We start from the raw sequence: 20,664 nt of genomic DNA, 5'->3' as shown, positions 1-20,664 counted from the left end.
TGTTAAGCTTATCTTTCGTTATCTCCTAAGAGCATATCGTAACGGCGACGATATGGAGGCCAGGGACGCCATGGCCACTGCTTCTTTCTACGCCGGCATGAGCTTTGGAGTCGCCGGCGTGGGTTATGTCCACGCAATTGCGCACCAACTGGGGCGACTCTTCGGTACCCCGCATGGAAACGCCAATGCAATGGTATTTCCCGAAGTACTTGCTGCTTACGGCCACAGTGTTTTTTCCCGGCTAGCTGAGCTTGCCAGACTTGTCGGGATTGGCGCGGCGGATGATAACGACGAAATCCTGGCAAATAAATTTATAGCTGCAATTGTCGAAATGCGTTCAACCATGGACATGCCCCTCCAGATCGAAAATTTCACCCCACAGAAACAAGATGATGTGGTGCGGTCAGCCGGCGCCGAGGCGGGCAATATGTATCCCGTTCCCCGATACCTGGATGCATCCGATTTGCAATCGATAGTTAATGGGCTCGTTGCCGTTTAGAGCAAGAACATAGAAGGACACAGTGCATGCATGAAGAGTTTCAGGCAAAGCTAGCCAGCGACATACTGGGCCACAACCCACTTTCGGAATTTCCCGAGGGCCTCACATTAGACGATGCCTATGCATTACTACCATCTGTTGCTGAGCGTGTCTGCGACAAGAAAATACGTGGTTTGAAGGCAGGATTGACTAATACAGATCTCCAGCCCTTTTTTGGACTTGACCATGCTTTGCTCGGCTATGTGTATGACTGGGGCGAGCTGATGTTGGGTGACCGTGTTCCTCTGTTGGCTGGCTCGCAGATCGAGTGTGAGTTGGCCATCATTCTTGATGCTGAGGGACAGCCAAAGTCTGTGGGTCCAGCGATTGAATTTGTCTACGTAAACTTTTCCAGACCCGAAGATATGACGGCGGCAAACCTAGTCGTTTCCAGCCTGGGTGCTGATCGCTTTCTCGTTGGCGAGCAGATCCCGTGGTCAGAAGTGGATTTCGACGCCCTGAAATCTTCAAAATTGACGTCCACGTTGGACGGTTCCACTATCATGGAAACCTCTCCGATGGATTCCCTGGGTGGCCCAGAACAGGCGCTGCAATGGTGTATTAGCGAAGCTCGAGAGCGTGGTCTTCAAATAGAAGGTGGTTCGGTATTATTGTGCGGTACCTGTGGCGGTGGACTGCCAATGTTAACTGGTTGCTACCGTGTAGATTATGGCGCGTTGGGCAGCATCGAATTCGAGGTTACAATGAGCGGCAAGTCGCACTAAGCGAGCCTCTAGGCGCTGATGCCTGCCACTTTCTCCAATTCAACCAGTGCATCTCCCTTCAGGTCAATAATCCTGTCAGCTTCGGGTAGCGACCGCCGGCAGGCGACGGCACCACAGTCCAATCTTCCTGCGTAGCTGGAGACAGTGATATTTAGCGCGATGCCCTCGGGTAGTGCGGCAACAGGATAACTTGCCTCGAGCTCGGCCCCGTCGATATACATTTTTTTTCGGGGGCCGGGTACGTTGGATATGAGTACGCTGCTGTGCGGAAATTTTGGCGTCAGGCCTAATAGGGATGAGGTTAGTACCGGCGCCTGTGTCAAGGCACTGAATACTCCGGCTTCCGTCGCAGACAGCCCAGTATAGAGAGATTTTCCAGATTTCACTGATCTCTGGATATCCCTAAAGCGCTGCTCGGGATCTTCAACATCGGTAGCAAGGTTTACGGTGATAAACGCGATCTGGTTTGCACTGCCTGTATCGCCTTTGTCACGCAGGGAAACCGGTACTATGGTGGTCAGCGGTCGTGTCGGTAACTCATGCCATTGTTTTAGATAGCTCCGAATAGCGCCTGAGCAAACACTCAGCACAACGTCATTTATTGTGCCTCCGAGCGTCCTGCCAAGTTGCTTGATACGGTCAAGTTCCCATGAGCTTGCATTGAAGGATCGTGGAGCTCCGACTTTGGTATTCAATGGGGTGGGGCCACGATGCTGCCAGGGCACTGTGAGATCACCCGGTCGGATATAACCCTGCAGGTACTATAACATTGCTGAAGATATGTTCGTGGTGCTTCCAGAGGCCTGTTTTAATACCTCCAAACCCACTCTTAGATCCGGCATAGACACAGGTTGAGTGGGTTTTCGAAATTCCCGCGTAGACGCCTCCGTTCGTGGGCCGCGACAGAATGGCGAGGTCTTCAAGCGATCGGACTTTGTTGTCGAGTGCATGGATTGGCCGAGTTTGGCCATGCCCACTCCGTCGATGGCTGCGTGGTGAAGCTTTGTATAGAGAGCGAAGCGATTACCCTCCAAGCCGTTGATCAGGTGTTGTTCCCATAAAGGCCTGTCGCGATCCAGAGATGTTCCGTGAAGCCTGGATACAAGCGTAAACAATTGTTCAAAGTCACCAGGCGTTGCGAGGCCGGACCTGCGCAAGTGGTAAGAAATATCGATGTCGTCATCGTCTATCCAGCTTGGCCCTGTTAGGGATGAATGCAAGCGGCTGCCAAAAGGGAAACGAAATCGTTCGATATTACCAACGGTATCTACCAGGCGCTGCAGGAATTTCGCCTCATCGGTACCTTTCGGTGGCTTATAGATGCCAAGCACAGCGATATGCATAGGCGTGGTTCTCTTTTCGGTGAAGAGAAATGCTGCACTTGTTGGATCCAGTGCTTTAGACTTGTTCATGTCGAATATCCATATGGCGAGATAGAAAGTCCGATGGATCGCTACTTACTGCTTAGATGGTCTATCGAGAAGAGCTCGGCGCCACCTTGTTCAGCAGGTCCTGGGAAAATCTCTCGGGGTGGATCCTCCGCCCATGGGTAGGGATAGTTGCCTTCTATAGTGTTCTCAAACAGTCGGGTGCAGAGGCCATTTGCAAAGCGATACAGGCCGTCATTTACGAATCCCACAACCGCGGAGTCATCATCCTGCATGCCATCCCTGGTGATTGATTGACTATTGATGTGAGCTCCCACGTCGATTGCATGGTCCTCCTCGAGATAGTTCAGTTCAAAAGCTTCCAGATAACCATCTATCCACTGCTCGGTGGAGCTGGCCCGCTCCAACAGGTCCTGATCGCTATTTAGGTACCATTCGATGCTACGGGGACTGGTCTTGAACTGCTCGGCGACAGTTACTACGTCAGACTGTTGGATAGCTCTGGTGTCGACCATCCTATGCATTAGTTCATTGCCCCAGCGATAAATCAGATCGCCGGCGAGCTGGTCTTGAGTAGGGCGGTGTAGGTAAGGAATCAATAACGCATAATGACTAACGGGTTGCACTGCCACTACCGTGTGGTACGGACTATGGCTTTGACTACTTGTGATTAGATGACATTGCCAGCTCACCACATCCTCAGTATTGGCGATCCGCTGCGCGCCGATAACGTCACTCCCTCTGCGTATGAGCTTTGGCAAATCCATCCCCAGCCATCGACTGAGATCATGAGAAATAGAGAGTTGGACAATCATAGCTTCTGACTAGTTAGTTCTGGTACGTCGAGTAACCCGATATAGGATTCGAAATGCTAAAGAATCCACTTTGGTGTTGCAGCACTCGAGCTGCGCTACTAATGCTAATTTTAGTTGAATTGCACCAGAATATCCGAATATCCGAACGATATTACAAGAGCGTTGCGTGAGAGCGTGAGCCAAAATGTAGTTGTTAACTATTTGATATATATATATAAAAGCTAATAATTTGTCTATCCATCACAAAATAGGCATTAACTTTAAGCCATTCTGCCCTGACACTATCTATGAGGCAATATACATTTGGGTCACGTAACAGCCTGCAGCATGGCTAAGGCTTGGACGATTAAACAAAGTGTGAGGACGTCAGAATGAATGCCCCTATCAATAAAGATCTTATTGCCACGAACTCTGACCGCTGTGCCCAGCCGCCGAGTGAACGAGTTGAAGCACTAAAAAAGGCAGTCCAGAGCGAAACCAATGGCGCCTGTATTGAGCGCGCCTTGCTCTGGACGGAGTACGACAAGGACAAGCGCAATAGGGGCAAGACCCCTGCTGTTCGTATCGCAGAGGCCACCCGCCATGTACTGAATCACAAAAGTGTCAAAATTTACCCACGTGAACTGATCGTCGGAAATTTCACCTCCAAGCGCGTGGCAGGGTTCTGCTACCCCGAGCTCGCCGGTATTCAGGTAATGGTCGAGGCGTTCGGTTTACCCAAGCGCAGAGTTAATCCGCTCGAGATCAGCCTCTGGGATCGGTTCAAACTGGCCTCCAAGGTACCTTATTGGCTCAATAAGAACGCAGCTTACCGCGCATTTGACAACATGAAAGATCGCTTCCGCTTCGCTGCAGAGCAGGGTGAAGCGCTCCAATATCAGGTCTATGAAGCTGGTGGCATTGCTCACCTCGCTCCCGACTACGAAAAGCTGATCAAGGTTGGTGCGCAAGGTATTATCGATGAAGTGGCATCGATGGAAGCTCAAACCAGCGATCCTGAGAAACTGGATTTCTACCGGTCAGTCAAAATCGCCATGAGTGGACTGGCGGAATTCGGCGATCGCTATGCGGCGGAGGCCAAGGCAATGGCCGTGCAGGAGAGCGATCCGGTACGAAAGCAAGAGCTTCTGGACATTGCAGCGGTGTGCTCTCGTGTGCCACGGCAGGGAGCAACGAACTTCCACGAGGCAGTGCAGTCAATGACACTTGCCCATATTGCCATCTTTCAGGAAACGTTTGGCGAAACGACCTGCCCGGGCCGTATTGACCAGTTCCTGAGACCCTATTATGAAAAGGACCTTGCAGAAGCGCGTATCGATCGTGCGCAGGCCAAGGAAATCCTGGGGGCGTTCTGTGTCAAGTTGTGCGAAACCATCCCTATGCATTCAGACGTCGCTACCAGCACGCTCGGTGGACTGACCAGCTGGGAGGTAGTGACCATCGGTGGCCAGGACTCCGAGGGCAACGATGCGACCAATGAGCTGAGTTACGTTCTGCTAGAGCTCGCCGATGAGTTGCGCATGCGTCAGCCCAACTTCCACGTACGTATTCACGAGAACACACCCAAGGCATTCTACGACGAGGTGATTCGCATCAACTTTGGTGCTGGGTCCGCTCCCGCGATGTATAACGACGAGACCATCATCGAGTCTATGATGAGCGTGGGATATTCACTGGAGGACGCTCGAAACTATGTGGCCATTGGCTGTGTTGAGCCCACGGCGCCGGGCAAGTCACTGGCTTCTACCGACGCCGGGATGTACAACATGCCTCTGGCGGTGGAGCTGGCCCTTAACGAAGGCAAACAGTTCCACAGCTCGAAGCAAATAGGAGCGGCGACTCCTCCGGCTAGTGAAATGCACTCGATGGACGACTTTGTTGCCGCCTACGATACCCAGGTGAAGCATCAGCTGGGCAAGCTACGCCGTGACCTGGAAGCGATCGAACGTTTTCACGCTGAGCATCATCCCACCCCACTGACTAGCAGCATGGTCGAGGGCTGTGTGGAGAGCGGTGTTTGTTCGACCAGTGGAGGCGCGATATACAATTTCTCCGGTATCCAGGGCTGTGGTATGGCGACAGTCGCCGATTCCCTGGGGGCCATTGAGAGCGCCGTGTTCGACGACGGCTGGCTCACCCTTGAAGAGCTGGTCGCTCACCTGAAAGACGATCTCTCAGATGAGGTTGTGCGGACCAGACTGGAAGGTATCGATAAATTTGGCAACGATATCCCCAAGGCGGATGCCTGGATGAAGTGGGTCGGTGATCACTACTCCGATTCTATTCACGCCCTGGGTAAGAATACCCGTGGGGGCCAGCATCTGGCGGGCGTGTATTCCAACACCTCACACACCCACTTTGGTGGCCTGGTTGGTGCCTTGCCTAATGGCCGTAGGGCGGGCGAAACGTATGCCTCAGGCTTTGCGCCGGAGAACGGCGCGGACAAGCGAGGTACCACTGCGTTGTTGAATTCCATGAACCGCATCGACTACAAGAAGTTCGCCAATGGTATTAATTTCAATATCAAGCTGGATGCCTCCAGTTACGACTGTGAAGAGGGACGAGATGCGCTAGCCAGCTTGTATAAGGTGTACTTCAAGCGGCACGGTATGCAGGTGCAGGCCAATATGCTGGATCCGAAGATCCTGATTGAGGCGCGGGATAACCCGGAGCTGCACCCTAACCTGCTGATTCGGGTATCGGGCTACTCGGCGTACTTCAACGATCTGTCACCGGAAATGCAGGATGAAGTGATCGGGCGCAGCTCAAACAAAGGTTAACTCTTGCTGCTAAAGAGGCTATTTACGGCGCCTTCGGGCGCCGCTTTTTTATGCTGTAAACAAGTGTTCGTGATGTTGATTCTGTCTTTACTTTCGACGACCGGAAGCGCAGTATTTCTCAATAAAGTTGTTAGATGCGTGAGCGACAATTAGCGTATACATTAGTATTTTCTACATAAACCCCATGGCCAACTTACACGTGGCATAATTGGTTTTGATAGCGGCCTGAATAAAAATGAAAAAGTTAATAGGTGGCCAGGACTCCCTATTTCCCTGGGTGCTACATCCAGTTCATCTTTATGAGTATGGGCTTGAACTTGGGCTATCTACAGAAGAACTGCTACACGGCGCCGGTCTCAGTCTACAAGATATCGATGATGTTGATCTGCACATTACATGGCAACAGTATCGACTAATCGCCGATGTCGTAGCAGGGATCGCAAGCGATTGGGGGTTTCAGTTTGGGCTTCGACTTCCCGTAGCTTCGCATGGGCTTCTCGGTCTACTTGCATTAAATTGCGTGACTTGGGAGCAGGTGGTTGATATCCAGGAGAACTATCCATTACTTGTATCCCCAATCTTTTATGTTCAGCGCCGAGATACTCACGAGTATTGCTGCCTAACTATCCATCCTGAATTCACACGTGACCCGATTCTGAGACATTCGCTGGAAGCGTATTTCTCAATATTTTTCCAGTCTGTACTCCAGATTGGGGGCGAGGCGGCGCGGAAGTATACCAGTTCACTATTTGTGAGGGTGCAAGGCTCGCCACCGGATTATGCAGAAGAGTGGCGGCAGTTCTTTGATGGCCAGATAGAATGGAATCAACATGCAGACCAGATATGGATTCACAAAGATCTTCTTGCATTGCCTATTCCGAATGCCGATCCGGTGTCGGCTAATGCAACTCGGCGCGTATTGCAGGCACAACTGAATCAGCTGCCGGCCAACAAGGGCGGTTTGAATGAACTGCGGACGCTCTTTTCCCGTGGATTCTACAAGCAGGAGGATTGTGCACAACAGCTCTTTACGACGCTTCCCACCTTAAAACGATACCTGCAGGCGGCATGTACCTCCTTTAGCCGTGAGCTCACCATGTATCGCATGGATGAGGCTTTCTGGGAGGCAGCCCACACGGAATGTTCCATGTCGGAATTGTCCGAAAGGCTGGGATTTCGTGATGTAAACAGCTTCGGCCGATTATTCAAGAAGGAGGCGGGGGTCAGTTTTACGGATTTTAGGCAAAGGTATCAGTAACAGAATAGTGGGCAATCCTAACGTAAATAGCCATGTATTGTTTTTGGCGTTGAGCTGATTTGCAAGTTCTATCATATTGATAATAAAGAAAATTATGGAGAAATATCATCTGTATTTCTGCAGGCGCCGGAACTTTAAGCCATTCTGCCCTGACAGCCTGCTGAGGGCGGTATACATTTACCTGTGTGCCAGACCGCGGGATAGCTAAGGCTGGATAACCGACATAGACGTGAGGAGAGCGAGATGAATGCGATAGTGGATCCCCAGAAATCGACTAGCAAGGCCGTTACAAGGGTGCCGAACCTGAAGAAGGCAGTGCAAGCAGAGGAGTACGCAGCCTGTATTGAACGCGCGATGCTCTGGACACAGTTCAGCAAGAACAAAAACAATCAGGCGAAGTCCCGCCCCGAGTTTATCGCCGAGGCTACCCGCCATGTTTTGAGAAACAAGACAGTGGAAATCTACCCGGAAGAGCTTGTCGTCGGCAACTTCACCGCCCATCGCGTTGGTGGCATCATCTATCCCGAGATGACCGGCATTGCGCCGATGATGGAAATCTTCAAGATCCCCACCCGCAGAGTTAACCCTCTCAATATCAAGTTTCTTGATCGGATTAAACTGGCATTAACTATTCCATATTGGCTCACAAGAAACACAGCAGTTCTTGCATTCGATAACAACGAAGATCGTGCGCGTTTTGCGAAAGAGCAGGGCGAGGCACTGCAGTACCAATTGTATGAGGCTGGAGGCATCGCGCACCTGGCACCTGGCTACGAGAAGATTATTCGATTGGGTGCTGAGGGCATCATCGCCGAGGTGGAGGCCTTCGAGGCACAAACCACGGATCCGGAAAAACTCGAGTTCTACCGTGGCGTGAAGATCTCCATGGAGGCACTAGGTGAATTTGGTGACCGTTATGCCGCGGAGGCCACGCGAGTTGCAAGCGATGAAAGGGATCCTGTGCGTCGTCAGGAGTTGGAAAAGATCGCGGAAGTTTGTACTCGCGTGCCTCGTCACGGAGCCTCCAGCTTTTACGAAGCGGTCCAATGTATGACCTTGGTACATATCGCGATATTCCAGGAAACTGCCGGGGAGACGACCTGCCCAGGTCGTATAGACCAGTTCCTGAATCCGTACTATGAGCAGGACCTGGCAGATGGCGTCATCACCCGGGAGGAGGCCAAGGAACTCCTTGGTGCTTTCTGTGTGAAAATTTGTGAAACGATTCCCGTATGGTCTGAAACTACCGGCGCAATGCTGGGCGGTATGACCAGCTGGGAAGTCATTACCATCGGGGGCCAGGACTCCGAGGGCAACGATGCGACCAATGAGCTCAGTTTTATTATGTTGGAGCTCGCCGATGAGTTACGCATGCGCCAGCCCAACTTCCACGTCCGTATTCACGAGAACACACCCAAGGCATTCTACGATGAGGTCATCCGGGTGAACTTCGGCCCGGGTTCGGCGCCCGCCATGTATAACGACGAGACCATCATCGAGTCTATGGTGAATGTCGGTTATTCCCTGGAGGATGCCAGGGACTATGTCGCCATCGGCTGTGTTGAGCCCACAGCGCCGGGCAAGACCCTGGGTTCTACCGATGCCGGGATGTACAACCTGGCCCTGGCTCTGGAAATGGCACTCAATGAAGGGTGTCAAATTGGGTCGGGTAAGTTAATCGGCGCGCAGACTCCGCCAGTATCTTCAATGACATGTATGCAGGATGTACTGGACGCCTACGATGTGCAGACAAAACATCAGCTAGCCAAACTCCATCGGGATCTGCAGGCGGTAGAGCGTTTTCACGCCAAGCACCACCCCACCCCTCTTACCAGCGCTACACTCGAAGGCTGCCTGGAGCAGGGCGTTTGCTCTACGCAGGGTGGCGCGAAGTACAATTCATCCGGCATCCAGGGCACCGGTATGGCGGTCGTGGCCGATTCCCTGGGTGCCATTGAGAGTGCCGTGTTCGAGGACAAGTGGCTCACCCTTGAGGAGTTGGTTGCGCACCTGAAAGACAATCTCTCGGATGAGGTTGTGCGGACCAGGCTGGAAGGTATCGATAAATTTGGCAACGACATTCCCAAGGCGGATGCCTGGATGAAGTGGGTCGGTGATCACTACTCCGATTCCATTCACGCGCTGGGCAAGAATACCCGTGGCGGCCAGTACCTGGCGGGCGTGTACTCCAATACTTCCCATACGCATTTTGGCAGTTTGACTAGCGCTACACCCAACGGTCGCCGGGCTGGTGAGACTTTTGCATCGGGTTTTGCGCCTGAAAACGGAGCGGACAAGCGAGGTACCACTGCGTTGTTGAACTCCATGAACCGGATCGATTACAAGAAGTTTGCCAACGGCATCAACTTCAATATCAAGCTGGATGCCTCCAGTTACGAGTGTGACGATGGCAAGAGTGCACTGGGTAGCATGTACAAGGTGTACTTCAAGCGCCACGGCATGCAGGTGCAGGCCAATATGCTGGATCCGAAGATCCTGATTGAGGCGCGGGACAATCCGGAGCTGCACCCCAACCTGCTGATTCGGGTATCGGGCTACTCGGCGTACTTCAATGATCTGTCGCCTGAGATGCAGGATGAAGTGATATCGCGTAGTAGTAACAAGGGCTGAGCCGAGACTACTGTTTTCCTACCTTGACTCTGCTCTTGGAGTTCTACCAAAGTGAGCCTGCGAGCTAGACCCTAGGCGGTTCGCAGGCCTACTTCAATAACAGTTATCTCAATCTGTTCTGAGTTGTAGCGGTGCTTGGTGTTGAACTGAGCGAAACTCTCGGAAGAGTTCCATCTCTGGTCAGTCGAGTTCAGGCTAATACCATACACGATTGACTACAGAGTACCTGATCCTACTGTCCTGTCTGGTGCGAAGGTACGCCCACAGATCCTGCTACAACAGATCTGTTCTTCTAGCCTAGCGTCAAAACCGGTCTGTGTAGAACTGACCTTTCCCCTGCATTTGGGTAGTGCATTGGGTGAAAATTCTCATTTGTGAAGGGCCCCAGATTCCTGGGAGCCGGTCAAGGCAGAAAATATCCGAAGGTCGAAAATGCCATTATTTGACCAAACATGTCATTCCACTGAGTCAAGTAGCTATCGAAAATGTCGGCTAGTAAATGCACTGACTCGTTCGTAACAATTGTCAATATAAGGCGATGACGAATCAATCCAGACAGAGGATTTCAGTGTGATGTTGAGCACTTGACCTTTACGCATAAAAATTTCAGGGGTGATTGCCAAGAGCTCCCCCGCACTTTGCACTATGACTTGGATACTGTCCATGAAAACTAAGGCTGCTGTGGCGTTTGAGGCAAACAAACCGCTTGAGATTGTCGAGCTTGACCTGGCGGGTCCCAGAGAAGGTGAGGTCCTGGTCGAAATAGTAGCGTCGGGAGTCTGCCATACCGATGCCTATACACTGGACGGGAGAAATCCTGGCGGGTACTTTCCAGTGGTCTTAGGCCACGAGGGCGCCGGAGTAGTGAGGGAAGTCGGCAGAAATGTCCATGGCCTAAAGCCAGGCGACCATGTTATTCCACTTTATACACCTGAGTGTAGGGAGTGTGATCTTTGCTTACATCCGAAAACAAACTTGTGTAGTGCGTTGATGGAAACACAGGCTAGAGGAGTGATGCCCGACCAGTCTAGTCGATTTTCCTTTGAAGGGCGCCCTGTCTATCACTATATGGGATGTTCCACCTTTTCCAACTTTACCGTCGTACCTGAGATTGCTTTGGCCAAAATCCGTAAGGACGCTCCATTGGACAAAGTCTGCTACATCGGCTGCGGAGCAACAACCGGCATCGGTGCTGTCATATTTACAATGAAAGTTGAGGCTGGCGCCAGTGTCACCGTCTGGGGTTTGGGGGGCATCGGGCTTAATGTGATTCAGGGTGCGAAAATGGCAGGGGTAGGTCGGATCATCGGCGTGGACATCAATCCAGCCAAAGCTGATCTCGCGACACAGTTCGGGATGACAGACTTTGTCAACCCCAGAGACGTGGACGATGTAGCGGGGCATTTGAGAGAAATGACCTGAGGAGGGCTCGATTATACCTTCGAGTGCATCGGCAATGTTGATGCCATGCGACAGGCGATGAACGCGTGTCACATTGGATGGGGGGAAAGCTGTATCATTGGAGTAGACGGCAACGAGTTCACAGGCCACCCATATCATCTGCTTTATGGTCGTACCTGGAAGGGCACCATGTTTGGGGGAGCTCGAGGGCGCACGGATGTACCGAGAATTGTAGACTGGTACATGGACGGAAAAATTGATATCGATGTGTTGATTACTCGCACGCTGCCCCTGGAGAAGATCAATACAGCGTTTGACTTGATGCACGAGGGCGATGGTATTCGCTCAGTTATTACCTACTGATGGCCAGGGACATGAGACAGATTGAAAGTAGTACCTGCTTTGGTGGCCGCCAGATCCGGTATCGGCATGACTCTGAAGCCCTGAATTGTACGATGTCCTTCGGTGTCTACCTGCCCCCCGCAGCTGAAAAGACTAAGGTGCCTTTTTTGATCTGGCTTTCCGGATTGACAGGCAGAGACAACACCTTCCCATTTTGGCGGGTGCCCAGCGCTATGCTGCCGAACGCGGCATCGCCATCGTGACTCCTGATACCAGCCCAAGGGGAGAAGGCGTTCCTGACGACCCCGATGGTGCTTACGATTTCGGCTTGTCCGCCGGATTCTACCTGAACGCAACACAGCTACCTTGGCAGAAAAATTATCATATGTATGACTATGTTGTTGATGAGTTCAGTACTCTTATTGTGAATCAACTGCCAATTGACTCAGCGCGCCAGAGTATATTTGGACATTCGATGGGCGGCCATGGCGCAATTACGATTGCTCTGAAAATCCGGGACGATTCCGCTCAGTGTCAGCGATGGCCCCCATTTGTAATCCTATGGATTGTTCCTGGGGTGAGAAAGCATTCAATAATTATCTTGGGCCTGATCGCACCACTTGGCGTCAATATGACTCCACCAAACTCGTGGCGACCTCAGAGGAACGCATACCGCTCCTCATTGATCAGGGTGATGAGGACGAGTTTCTAGAAGAGCAACTGCGGTTGAATGAACTACATTCAGCATTAAGAGAGCATGATTACCCCGCCACCGTGAGGATGAGAGGTGGTTACGATCACGGCTATTATTTTGTTGCTTCATTTATAGGTGAGCACATTGATTTCCATGCTAACTATATGTAGTTAATCAGAAATGTACGGTTTCTTGTCTTCACTAAATGCTAGATAGGGTACTATTGGCCACCTTCCCCGGCATGGATGTACACCAGACTCAAAAGGTATCGCTTGCAACAGACAGATGGTCCGGGCGAGGTTTCTCCTACCTCCAGACTCCCGGAATTGTAAATTCATCCCTCGAATCTGATATCTATTGAACTTCTCTCGATGTATAGAGACATAATCCATGATTCACTGGCGGTGGGATTCGATCTATAATCATTAAATGTCAATTACCATCGGTTGCTGGTTTTCAGGTAGTCTTCCCGTATATAGAAAATAAGCTATCTTTCGAATGCTACAACGGAAAGCCACGGCATCATTAGAACAATAAAATCACGGGTAAACAGATATGGATCGAGATGCTAAGCGTGACGCTTCGGCTTTCAGAGTACTCTTGGACCTGTCCGAGGAGGCCAAGCTGCCGGTCGATCAGCTGCTGGCAGAGATTGACGTAGATCGAGACAGTATATACCAGCCCAATGCTGAAATTTTTCTGTGGCAGGAGTTGGCCTATATTGAGAGACTCGTCGAGAGGCATGAGCGATTTTCATTGGCACTCACCGCGGCGAGTAGAGTACACATAACGACATTAGGCACGCTCGGATATGCAATGCTTTCGAGCCGCAATATTTTTCACGCACTGCAAGTGTCAGCTGATTATCATTCAATTTCTTTGTGGACATGCGAAGTCGCCGCCCAACCGCATGAGCGATCAGTCGAGTTTTTGATATTACCCCATGCGCTGCCGGCCGCATGCCAACACTTTTGCGCGATCCGCGGGCTCGCTTCTCTAAAAGTGTGGTTTACTGAAATGCTTGGCAGAGACATAGTACCTACCCAGGTTACTTGTATGATTGAAGCTCCCAACGATGCACCATTTTATGCTGAATTTTTTGGATGCCCGGTACAGTTTGATTCGGATGTGTACTCTATTTCATTTGAAAACACGCTTTTCCTTGAACCTCTGAGAATGTCTGATAAGTGGGCGTACCAACGTGCTAAGATTGAACTTCAAGGAATAGTGGATCAAAGACGGTCTTCTTTTTCCAATCGAGTTCATGATCTCATATCATTTTCTCCTAAGGTCAATCACAGTGAGGAGACGGTTTCTGAGACCCTGGGGATCTCGAGTAGTACATTACGGCGCCGGATGCGGGAGGAGGGCACAACCTTCAGGGAAGTGAGAGCCGAAACATTACATTCTTTAGCCTGTGTGATGCTTTTGAGCTCAAAAAAAACAGTCAACGCAGTAGCTGATATGTTGGGATTCTCCGAGGCGGCAAGTTTTGTTCGATCGTTCAAGCGAAGGGAAGGAGTAGCACCAGGAACATGGCGTAAGCAACAGCGGCAGAAACTTACGTAAGTGCTCCTCAGTTTAGGAGTTTTTTTCTCGAATCCATGTGATGTCGAGACATCACCTTAGGTCGGTCAGTTTCAACTGGCATGACTATTTTTGAAGGTGACCAATTAAGTCACGATTTGACCATTTCGGTCATTCACCCTTGTTGGCGCACGCCGGACAATGGGACGCGACTGTGCAATACCTCCGACGATGGAATAAGAAACCAGCGAAGTTCGTCAGAATTCAAAGGTACACTGTCTGCACGTTTCAGATAGCGTCAAATACAAGTATCAAGCAGTAGACACGTCGCTAGTAATAACTATAACGAGCTGGAGGTACTCCCTGCGTAATGGGATTGAGTCTCCGATGAAGGTGCAAAAATTGCGATGAGCCAAAACGTAAATATTACTGCTGCTTCTGCGAGTACACAGCCCGTAGCGGGACCGGGAAGCAATCATATCACTACTATGGAGAAGTTCCTTTACGGAGGCGGGAGCATGGCGCTCGCCGTGAAGAATGTCACGTTTAACATGTTTGTTCTTCTCTTCTACAAACAGGTGTTGGGGTTGTCGGGTACGTTGACTGGCTTGGCGATATTCATCAGTGTTATTTGGGACGCTGTATCGGATCCATTGATCGGATCATGGTCTGACCGCTTGCGCACCAGATTGGGCCGGCGCCACCCAATGTTAATCGCTGGGACCATACCCTTTGGACTTTCCTTTGTCATGCTCTTTAATCCCATCGAAGCTGTACAGGGCACACAATGGCCTTTGTTCGCTTGGTTGCTGGTCTCTGTAGTTATATTGAGAACCTTTCTTACGATGATCTGGATTCCTCTTGGTGCAATGGGAGCAGAGATTACCGACGACTATGCTGAACGTACGTCAATCGTTAGCTTTAGAACTAACATCGCCTGGATCGCAGGCATGTTACTTCCAGTTATTGCGTTGCCTCTTCTTTTTGCTGGCACGGACGATCAAGATGGCCGTTTCATTGTTGAAAACTATACGCGGTACGGATGGGTGTGCTGCGTTATTGTGATTATCTTCTGCTTTGCTTGTATAAGAGGAACTTGGCGCTTCATCCCACATCTTATCGCCGTCGGCAACCGCCACCGGCCAACGCCAGGCGCGATGGGTGTACTTCGTGACGCAATCGAGACTTTCCATGACAGTAATTTCAGAAGGCTCATCGTACTGGACCTCTGTGTTGGCGCCACCTTTGGAATAACCGCAGCGTTGTTTATGGTTACGATGACGTACTACTGGGAGGTCAGTGTCGGCGAACTGTCTGTTCTTTCGACGGGCTCTCTGGTGGCCGCAGGACTTATCTTTCCAGCGACGAAGTACCTATCTGAACGTTGGGAGAAACAAACTATCCTGAAATTTGCCGTAATCGGCTTTATTATCAATACTCCCTGGCTGATTGTCGCCAGAATGACGGACTGGGCGCCTGAAAACGGGACGCTCTTTCTATTTGCGCTTCTATATATTCAGGGAACAATTAATACCTTTCTTTCCATACTCCGCACGATTTCACACCACTCCATTCTGGCTGACATTGCTGACGAGCATGAACTTCGCACCGGACGTCGACAAGAAGGTGTGCTATTTGCAGTAGCGGCCTTTGCTGAGAAATTTGTGATGGGATTTGGCTATATTTTTGTGGGTCCCTTTCTGGATATCGTTGGCCTTGAGGCAACGATGGCTCCCGGAGCTGTGCCGGAATCAATCCTTACCTCCATTGGTATCGTGATTGGCCCTGTAATGACAATTATCCTGGTCATTCCCTTGTGGATGGTCTCTCGATTGAGTGTCAGCCGAGAACGGAGCAGGGAAGTCCAAGCTGCTCTGAGGTCCAGACAACTAGGGGAATCAGCAGCGTAGTTCCGGTGGACTGGCTAATCGGTATATATCGGAACCCGTATGGATGCCTCGATTTTCCAGATCTGATCCGAGCCAGCACCTGCCCTGCCTCTGGGGGCGATTTACTGTGCACTTACGGGTCGCTGCTCCCAGTCATCATTCGCTGCATCGATCAGGTATGCCTTAAGTGATAGAGCGTCGTCCGACGACAGTACGTCCTTAAACGCCGGCATTCCCAGCTGTTCTAAGCCACCGTCAAGCACAATAACATTGAAGGCGCTGTAGACGGTTTCAGCACTGCGCCGCAAGTCAGGAATACGGCCGTTACTGACGGCAAACTGTCCGTGACATCGTTGACAATATTCCGCGTAGACAGCTGCGCCTTGGCTGAGGATACTCATATCATCCGTCACTCTGGGTGGCGGCTTTGGTCGTTTCCTGGCGGGCTTGAGCGGAGGCAGTTCGTGGTCCGCGCCCATCTTGAAGGCCAGAACTCGACTGGGAGGAGGCTGGAGCCCTGAGCCAAGATCCAGTCCATAGGTTTGACCCAAAATCCCACCCCAACCTACGGTCACCGCTACATACTGCTCGCCGTCGATAGCATAAGTCATCGGGGATCCTACAATCCCCGCCTGGGTTGGAAATGTCCACAGTGACGCCCCGGAACGGGCATCAAGAGCTTCAAAGTATCCATCCCCTCGGCCCTGAAAGACAAGGTCGCCGGCAGTCGAGAGCGTGCCGCCATTCCACGCAAGGTCACGGTGCACGCGCCAGGCAGCTTTTTGGTCACGCGGATTCCAGGCCGTTAAGAAGCCCCTGGCAGCCTGCCTGATGTCTTTTTGGTCCTGCGCATCATCTCCCATAAGATCGGCAGAGTAGGTGGTATTCGTGTTCCATTGGCCCCATTGGTGAGGCTTGGAGTTGCCTTCAAAAAGATAGTCGATCTCTAGTGTGGGTATGTACACCAGCCCTGTTTCAGGATGATGGGACATGGGGTGCCAGTTGTGAGCCCCATAGGGAGAGGGCGCGACGAACTGTGATTCGGTAGAATAATCCATTCCGGGCACTTCCACTGGCCGGCCAGTAGCCAGGTTATAGTGACTAGCCCAGGTTACTTCTGCGAAGGGTTCGGCGGACAGTAGCTGCACTGTTTCCCGATCAATAATAAAGAAAAAGCCATTTTCTGGAGCGAGCCATATTACCCGGCGCACCATACCTTGCCAGTTCATCTCTGCTAGCATGATGGGCTGAGTGGCCGTGTAATCCCATCTCTCAGCGGGGGTCTCCTGAAAATGCCAAATATATGTGCCTGTATCTGGATCAAGTGCAACTAACGACGAGAGGAACAGATTGTCGCCTCCCTGCGGACTTCTTACCCGCCTGTCCCAGGGAGACCCGTTTCCAACACCTATATAGAGTTGATCCAGATCAGCGTCATAAACGATAGAATCCCAGACCGTGCCACCGCCACCGGCTTTCCACCACTCTCCCGTCCATGTAAATGCTGCCTATTTAATTGCCTCGCTTTGCTGACCAATTTCGGGATTGCCAGGCACCGTATAGAAGCGCCACGCCAATTCGCCTGAATCTGCATCGTATGCGCTGACAAATTCCCTGGCACCGATCTCTGCACCTCCATTCCCGATGAATACTTTGCCCTTTGCGGCTCTGGGTGCTCCATTTATGGTGTACGGGTATTCGGATGTGTCTGCTGTCTTTACGTCCCATAGCACCCTGCCGGTTGAAGCCTCGAGAGGCAAAAGGCGGGCGTCTAACGTGCCGACAAACTCCTTACCCTGGTAAATGGCCACGCCTCGATTCTCGATGTCGCAGCAGGCCATTTTCCCCCACTCCTTAGGTACTTCTGGGTCGTAGCGCCAATCAAGGCCAAGGTCGGTGATGTTGTCGCTGTCTATCTGGGCCAGGCGGCTATATCGTTGCTCATCATAATCAAGCCCGTAACTGAGCCAATTACTTTCTGATGGGGAAGCTATCCGAGCCGTGTCTATATTGCGTGTAGCCTTTTCAATACCCACTGATGAGGGTGACTTAGAACTTGCCCATAGTTTCATCGAAAAACTTGTTGCAAAGACACAAATCAGCGATAACCGAAGTGTCATGTGTACTGTGCACAGTTAGGCCCGTTCGTCCGCCGCAAGCCACGACGATATCGCATAGGTAACTCCGATTTCCTATCAGATTGCCAACCTAGACATTGATTGGCGCCTTTATGGAATCAAAACAAAGTGTGCCGGCGAAGCGTATTGATCCTGAATAATGCCTTTATTTAAGACTTTCCTGGACTAGGCACATCCCACTGTAACACCCGGTGGCCGAACGTAAAAAAGCCCGGCTGAGATCAGCCGGGCAAGCGAGGATGGTACCGCAGGTACCATCAGAAGTCTTTTCTCAAAGTCAGGCCGTATGTCCTGGGCTCCCGGACAAACTGGCCTCGGGCGCGTTCGCCGGTAAAGCCCCGACGGAACCTTCAAATCCAATGTTGTTGCCCGTGGTGCCAACACCCCGGACTCTGAGTACGACGCCACCCGTCGCAGAGTCAGATGTATTGATATTGAAGCTGGGTGCCACTCGCTCAGGTGCCAGTATGTCATTCACCCCTGCATTCTCCAGGGTTTCTGACGTCATGACGGTGATAGCTATCGGCACATATTGGAGACTGGTGCTACGCTTCGTTGCCGTAACTACAACTTCCTCAAGGGCTACTGGGCCCGATTGGGCACTGGCTAGATTGGGGGCGGTTAGCGTGCCGGAGACCACAATACTGGCGAGCAAGACCGAGCGTGACAGGGCGGTTTTGGAAAGAGAACAGCTTCTACTCATTGTAGGACTTTCTAATATGGTTGATATTATTTTACAGCTCTCGGTGCGAGTATATGAGGACGCAACTTTGTGCAGAATGTTTTGCCTGCTCAATTTTTGACAGTTCTGCTCATTGGTGGCTGTCAAAAGGTAGACCCAGATCGCCAATGTGCTCTTGGCGTAGACGACGTTTGTCGATCTTACCGGATGCTATTCTGGGCAATTGCTTTGTGCACAGTTTCAAGTACTCAGGAACTTTGAATTTGGCTAGCCTCGAATGCAGGTAGTCAGAAATTGCGACCTTCTTTGCATCCGCGTTTATGTAGAGCGTTGCGGCAACGGTTTCTCCCAGACGGTCATCAGGCACACCATAAACGCTGGCCTCTATCACTTCAGGATGATCCAGCAGGGCGTCTTCTACCTCGCCGCAGCCTATGTTTTCGCCACCCCGAATAATGAGTTGCTTGATACGGTCGACTACATAAAGATGCCCGTCATTGATATAGGCAACATCTCCAGTTCGAAACCACTCTCCGACAAATGACTCTGTGTTGGCCTGGGGCTGATTCCAATATCCGTGAATTACGGAGGTTCCCCTGACGACGAGTTCACCTCGATCACCAGGAGGCAAAAAGCTGCCCTGTTCATCGATCGTTGAAATTTCCAGTACTGCAGAGCACATTCCAGACGATTTGGGATTTTTTAGGTAGTCCGCCCCGTAAATACCTGTACCAATCGAATTGGTTTCGGTCATTCCCCAGCCAGTAAAAGGCGCCGCATTTTTTAGCGATTGTCCAATGTCCTTCACCTGGGACGTAGCACGCGCGGATCCTCCGCCACCTGTTGAGCGTAAACTTTCCAAATTTCTGTGTGATCGTTTTGCATACTCAACTAAATCACCGGTCATCGCTGGTGTCCCAACAAAGATCGATATGCCTTCCTTATCGATGATATCTGCAGCGGTGGCAGCATCCCATTTGTACATGGAGATGATCTTCCTTTGCATACGGAAGGCAGCTAGCAACACCGCGTGCAGTCCATTCACGTGGAACAACGGCATTGCCAGTAAGGCGGTACTCTGAGATTTTGCTGCGCTTCCAATTTTCTCCTGATCAAACTCTCCGTTCTCCATTATGAATTGAGTGACGAAGTCGACCTCCCACGAGAGTAGCGCCGCTAGAATATTGCGGTGAGTAGATACAGACCCCTTGGGGTGGCCAGTTGAACCGGATGTAAACAGTATTACCGCGTTGTCGTCGGGGTGAATACCTACCGATGGCATAGGGTCGTTGGAGCTCGTCAATGTCTCTATTGGAGTGGTCGAGTCTGACGGAGCTGCACGTACGGCGATGATGTCGGGAGTAGACTCCGGAGCAATGTGGGATATACGTTCTATCCGCTCCTGGTCCGCTATGACCACGGTAACGCCCGTGAGCTTGAACGCATAGTCGATTTCTTCCGGCAGCCACCAGGCGTTAATCGCGACCGCAATAGCGCCAATGGACGTTATGGCTTCAAGAGCAATGGGCCATTCCGGGTAGTTGCGCATCGCTATAGCAACGCGGTCCCCATGTTTTACGCCATATCGACTCTGCAGCTGTTGAGCCAGGCTTGCAGCCATTCGATAGATTTCATGAAAGGTATAGCATTCGTCTTCATAGGCATAGAACGGCTCATCGCTGAGATTGTCCTCATAGAGCTGTCGGAGAGATTGTGGGCCGTTTACAAACCATTTTTGGCTGGCGCCCGTGACTTCAACCTCCTGAAGCTCCCATGGTGCCTTTTCGGAGGTCACCATTCCCACCACGTCGTGTCGATTCATCGTCCTTGTTGCCCATTCACTGTCATATTATTGT

Annotated in this window: 14 protein-coding genes and 2 pseudogenes; 9 read left to right on the top strand and 7 right to left on the bottom strand. The window is 51.3% G+C overall.

Annotated elements, in window-relative coordinates; all coding sequences use genetic code 11:
* Together C0039_RS15675 and C0039_RS15670 are read left to right on the top strand one after the other, a co-directional pair.
* A partial coding sequence (locus C0039_RS15675) for a dehydroquinate synthase/iron-containing alcohol dehydrogenase family protein (protein ID WP_133126030.1) occupies positions 1-499 on the top strand: 499 nt, incomplete at its 5' end.
* 26 nt (positions 500-525) lie between these two features.
* Complete coding sequence (locus tag C0039_RS15670; protein WP_101518617.1) at positions 526-1,263, top strand: hypothetical protein; 738 nt, start codon at positions 526-528, stop codon at positions 1,261-1,263.
* A gap of 8 nt (positions 1,264-1,271) precedes the next feature.
* Here C0039_RS15670 and C0039_RS15665 read toward each other — a convergent pair whose 3' ends face one another.
* Genes C0039_RS15665 through C0039_RS20960 form a run of 3 tightly spaced genes read right to left on the bottom strand, consistent with a single transcriptional unit; the run spans position 1,272 to position 3,175 of the window.
* Positions 1,272-1,988 carry a WS/DGAT domain-containing protein gene (locus C0039_RS15665; protein ID WP_101518616.1) on the bottom strand — a complete coding sequence of 239 codons (717 nt, stop codon included), beginning with the start codon at positions 1,986-1,988 and terminating at the stop codon, positions 1,272-1,274.
* Positions 1,989-2,024: 36 nt separating this feature from the next.
* Positions 2,025-2,675 (bottom strand): wax ester/triacylglycerol synthase domain-containing protein, encoded by a 651-nt coding sequence (locus tag C0039_RS15660; RefSeq protein ID WP_101518615.1) that lies wholly within the window; start codon positions 2,673-2,675, stop codon positions 2,025-2,027.
* A gap of 41 nt (positions 2,676-2,716) precedes the next feature.
* Positions 2,717-3,175 carry a hypothetical protein gene (locus tag C0039_RS20960; RefSeq protein ID WP_133126029.1) on the bottom strand — a complete coding sequence of 153 codons (459 nt, stop codon included), beginning with the start codon at positions 3,173-3,175 and terminating at the stop codon, positions 2,717-2,719.
* 662 nt (positions 3,176-3,837) lie between these two features.
* Here C0039_RS20960 and C0039_RS15650 point away from each other — a divergent pair.
* The 7 genes and pseudogenes from C0039_RS15650 (at position 3,838) to C0039_RS15620 (ending at position 16,009) form a co-directional block, all read left to right on the top strand.
* Positions 3,838-6,246, top strand: a complete 2,409-nt coding sequence (locus tag C0039_RS15650; protein WP_207796469.1) for a pyruvate formate lyase family protein — start codon at positions 3,838-3,840, stop codon at positions 6,244-6,246.
* A 235-nt stretch (positions 6,247-6,481) separates the two neighbouring features.
* Entirely contained in the window at positions 6,482-7,504 is a 1,023-nt protein-coding gene (locus C0039_RS15645; RefSeq protein WP_101518613.1) for an AraC family transcriptional regulator, read from the top strand.
* A 243-nt stretch (positions 7,505-7,747) separates the two neighbouring features.
* Entirely contained in the window at positions 7,748-10,135 is a 2,388-nt protein-coding gene (locus C0039_RS15640) for a pyruvate formate lyase family protein (protein WP_101518612.1), read from the top strand.
* A gap of 663 nt (positions 10,136-10,798) precedes the next feature.
* Positions 10,799-11,899: pseudogene (locus tag C0039_RS15635) on the top strand (S-(hydroxymethyl)glutathione dehydrogenase/class III alcohol dehydrogenase).
* Between the two features lie 11 nt (positions 11,900-11,910).
* Positions 11,911-12,742, top strand: a pseudogene (gene fghA / locus C0039_RS15630) (S-formylglutathione hydrolase).
* Between the two features lie 385 nt (positions 12,743-13,127).
* A complete protein-coding gene (locus C0039_RS15625; protein WP_101518611.1) occupies positions 13,128-14,141 on the top strand; it encodes an AraC family transcriptional regulator in 1,014 nt (337 codons plus the stop codon).
* A gap of 365 nt (positions 14,142-14,506) precedes the next feature.
* Complete coding sequence (locus C0039_RS15620) at positions 14,507-16,009, top strand: MFS transporter (protein WP_101518610.1); 1,503 nt, start codon at positions 14,507-14,509, stop codon at positions 16,007-16,009.
* Positions 16,010-16,110: 101 nt separating this feature from the next.
* On the opposite strand, the gene C0039_RS15615 is transcribed toward C0039_RS15620, so the two are convergent.
* The 4 genes from C0039_RS15615 to C0039_RS15605 all read right to left on the bottom strand — a co-directional run bounded on the left by C0039_RS15615 (position 16,111) and on the right by C0039_RS15605 (position 20,630).
* Positions 16,111-17,433: a c-type cytochrome gene (locus tag C0039_RS15615; protein ID WP_480341218.1), complete on the bottom strand. Its 1,323-nt coding sequence runs from the start codon at positions 17,431-17,433 to the stop codon at positions 16,111-16,113.
* 63 nt (positions 17,434-17,496) lie between these two features.
* Positions 17,497-18,108: an outer membrane protein assembly factor BamB family protein gene (locus tag C0039_RS20955; protein WP_133126027.1), complete on the bottom strand. Its 612-nt coding sequence runs from the start codon at positions 18,106-18,108 to the stop codon at positions 17,497-17,499.
* 295 nt (positions 18,109-18,403) lie between these two features.
* On the bottom strand, positions 18,404-18,829 hold the full coding sequence (locus tag C0039_RS20950) for a hypothetical protein (protein ID WP_133126026.1): 426 nt from the start codon (positions 18,827-18,829) through the stop codon (positions 18,404-18,406).
* Positions 18,830-18,938: 109 nt separating this feature from the next.
* Positions 18,939-20,630, bottom strand: coding sequence for a class I adenylate-forming enzyme family protein (locus tag C0039_RS15605; protein ID WP_101518608.1), 1,692 nt, complete (start codon positions 20,628-20,630; stop codon positions 18,939-18,941).
* Positions 20,631-20,664 lie beyond the last annotated feature (34 nt).

Source organism: Pseudohalioglobus lutimaris (assembly GCF_002866825.1).
Taxonomy (GTDB): domain Bacteria; phylum Pseudomonadota; class Gammaproteobacteria; order Pseudomonadales; family Halieaceae; genus Halioglobus; species Halioglobus lutimaris.
The sequence above is the reverse complement of the archived record's forward strand: the minus strand, read 5'-3'. Positions and strand labels throughout refer to the sequence as shown.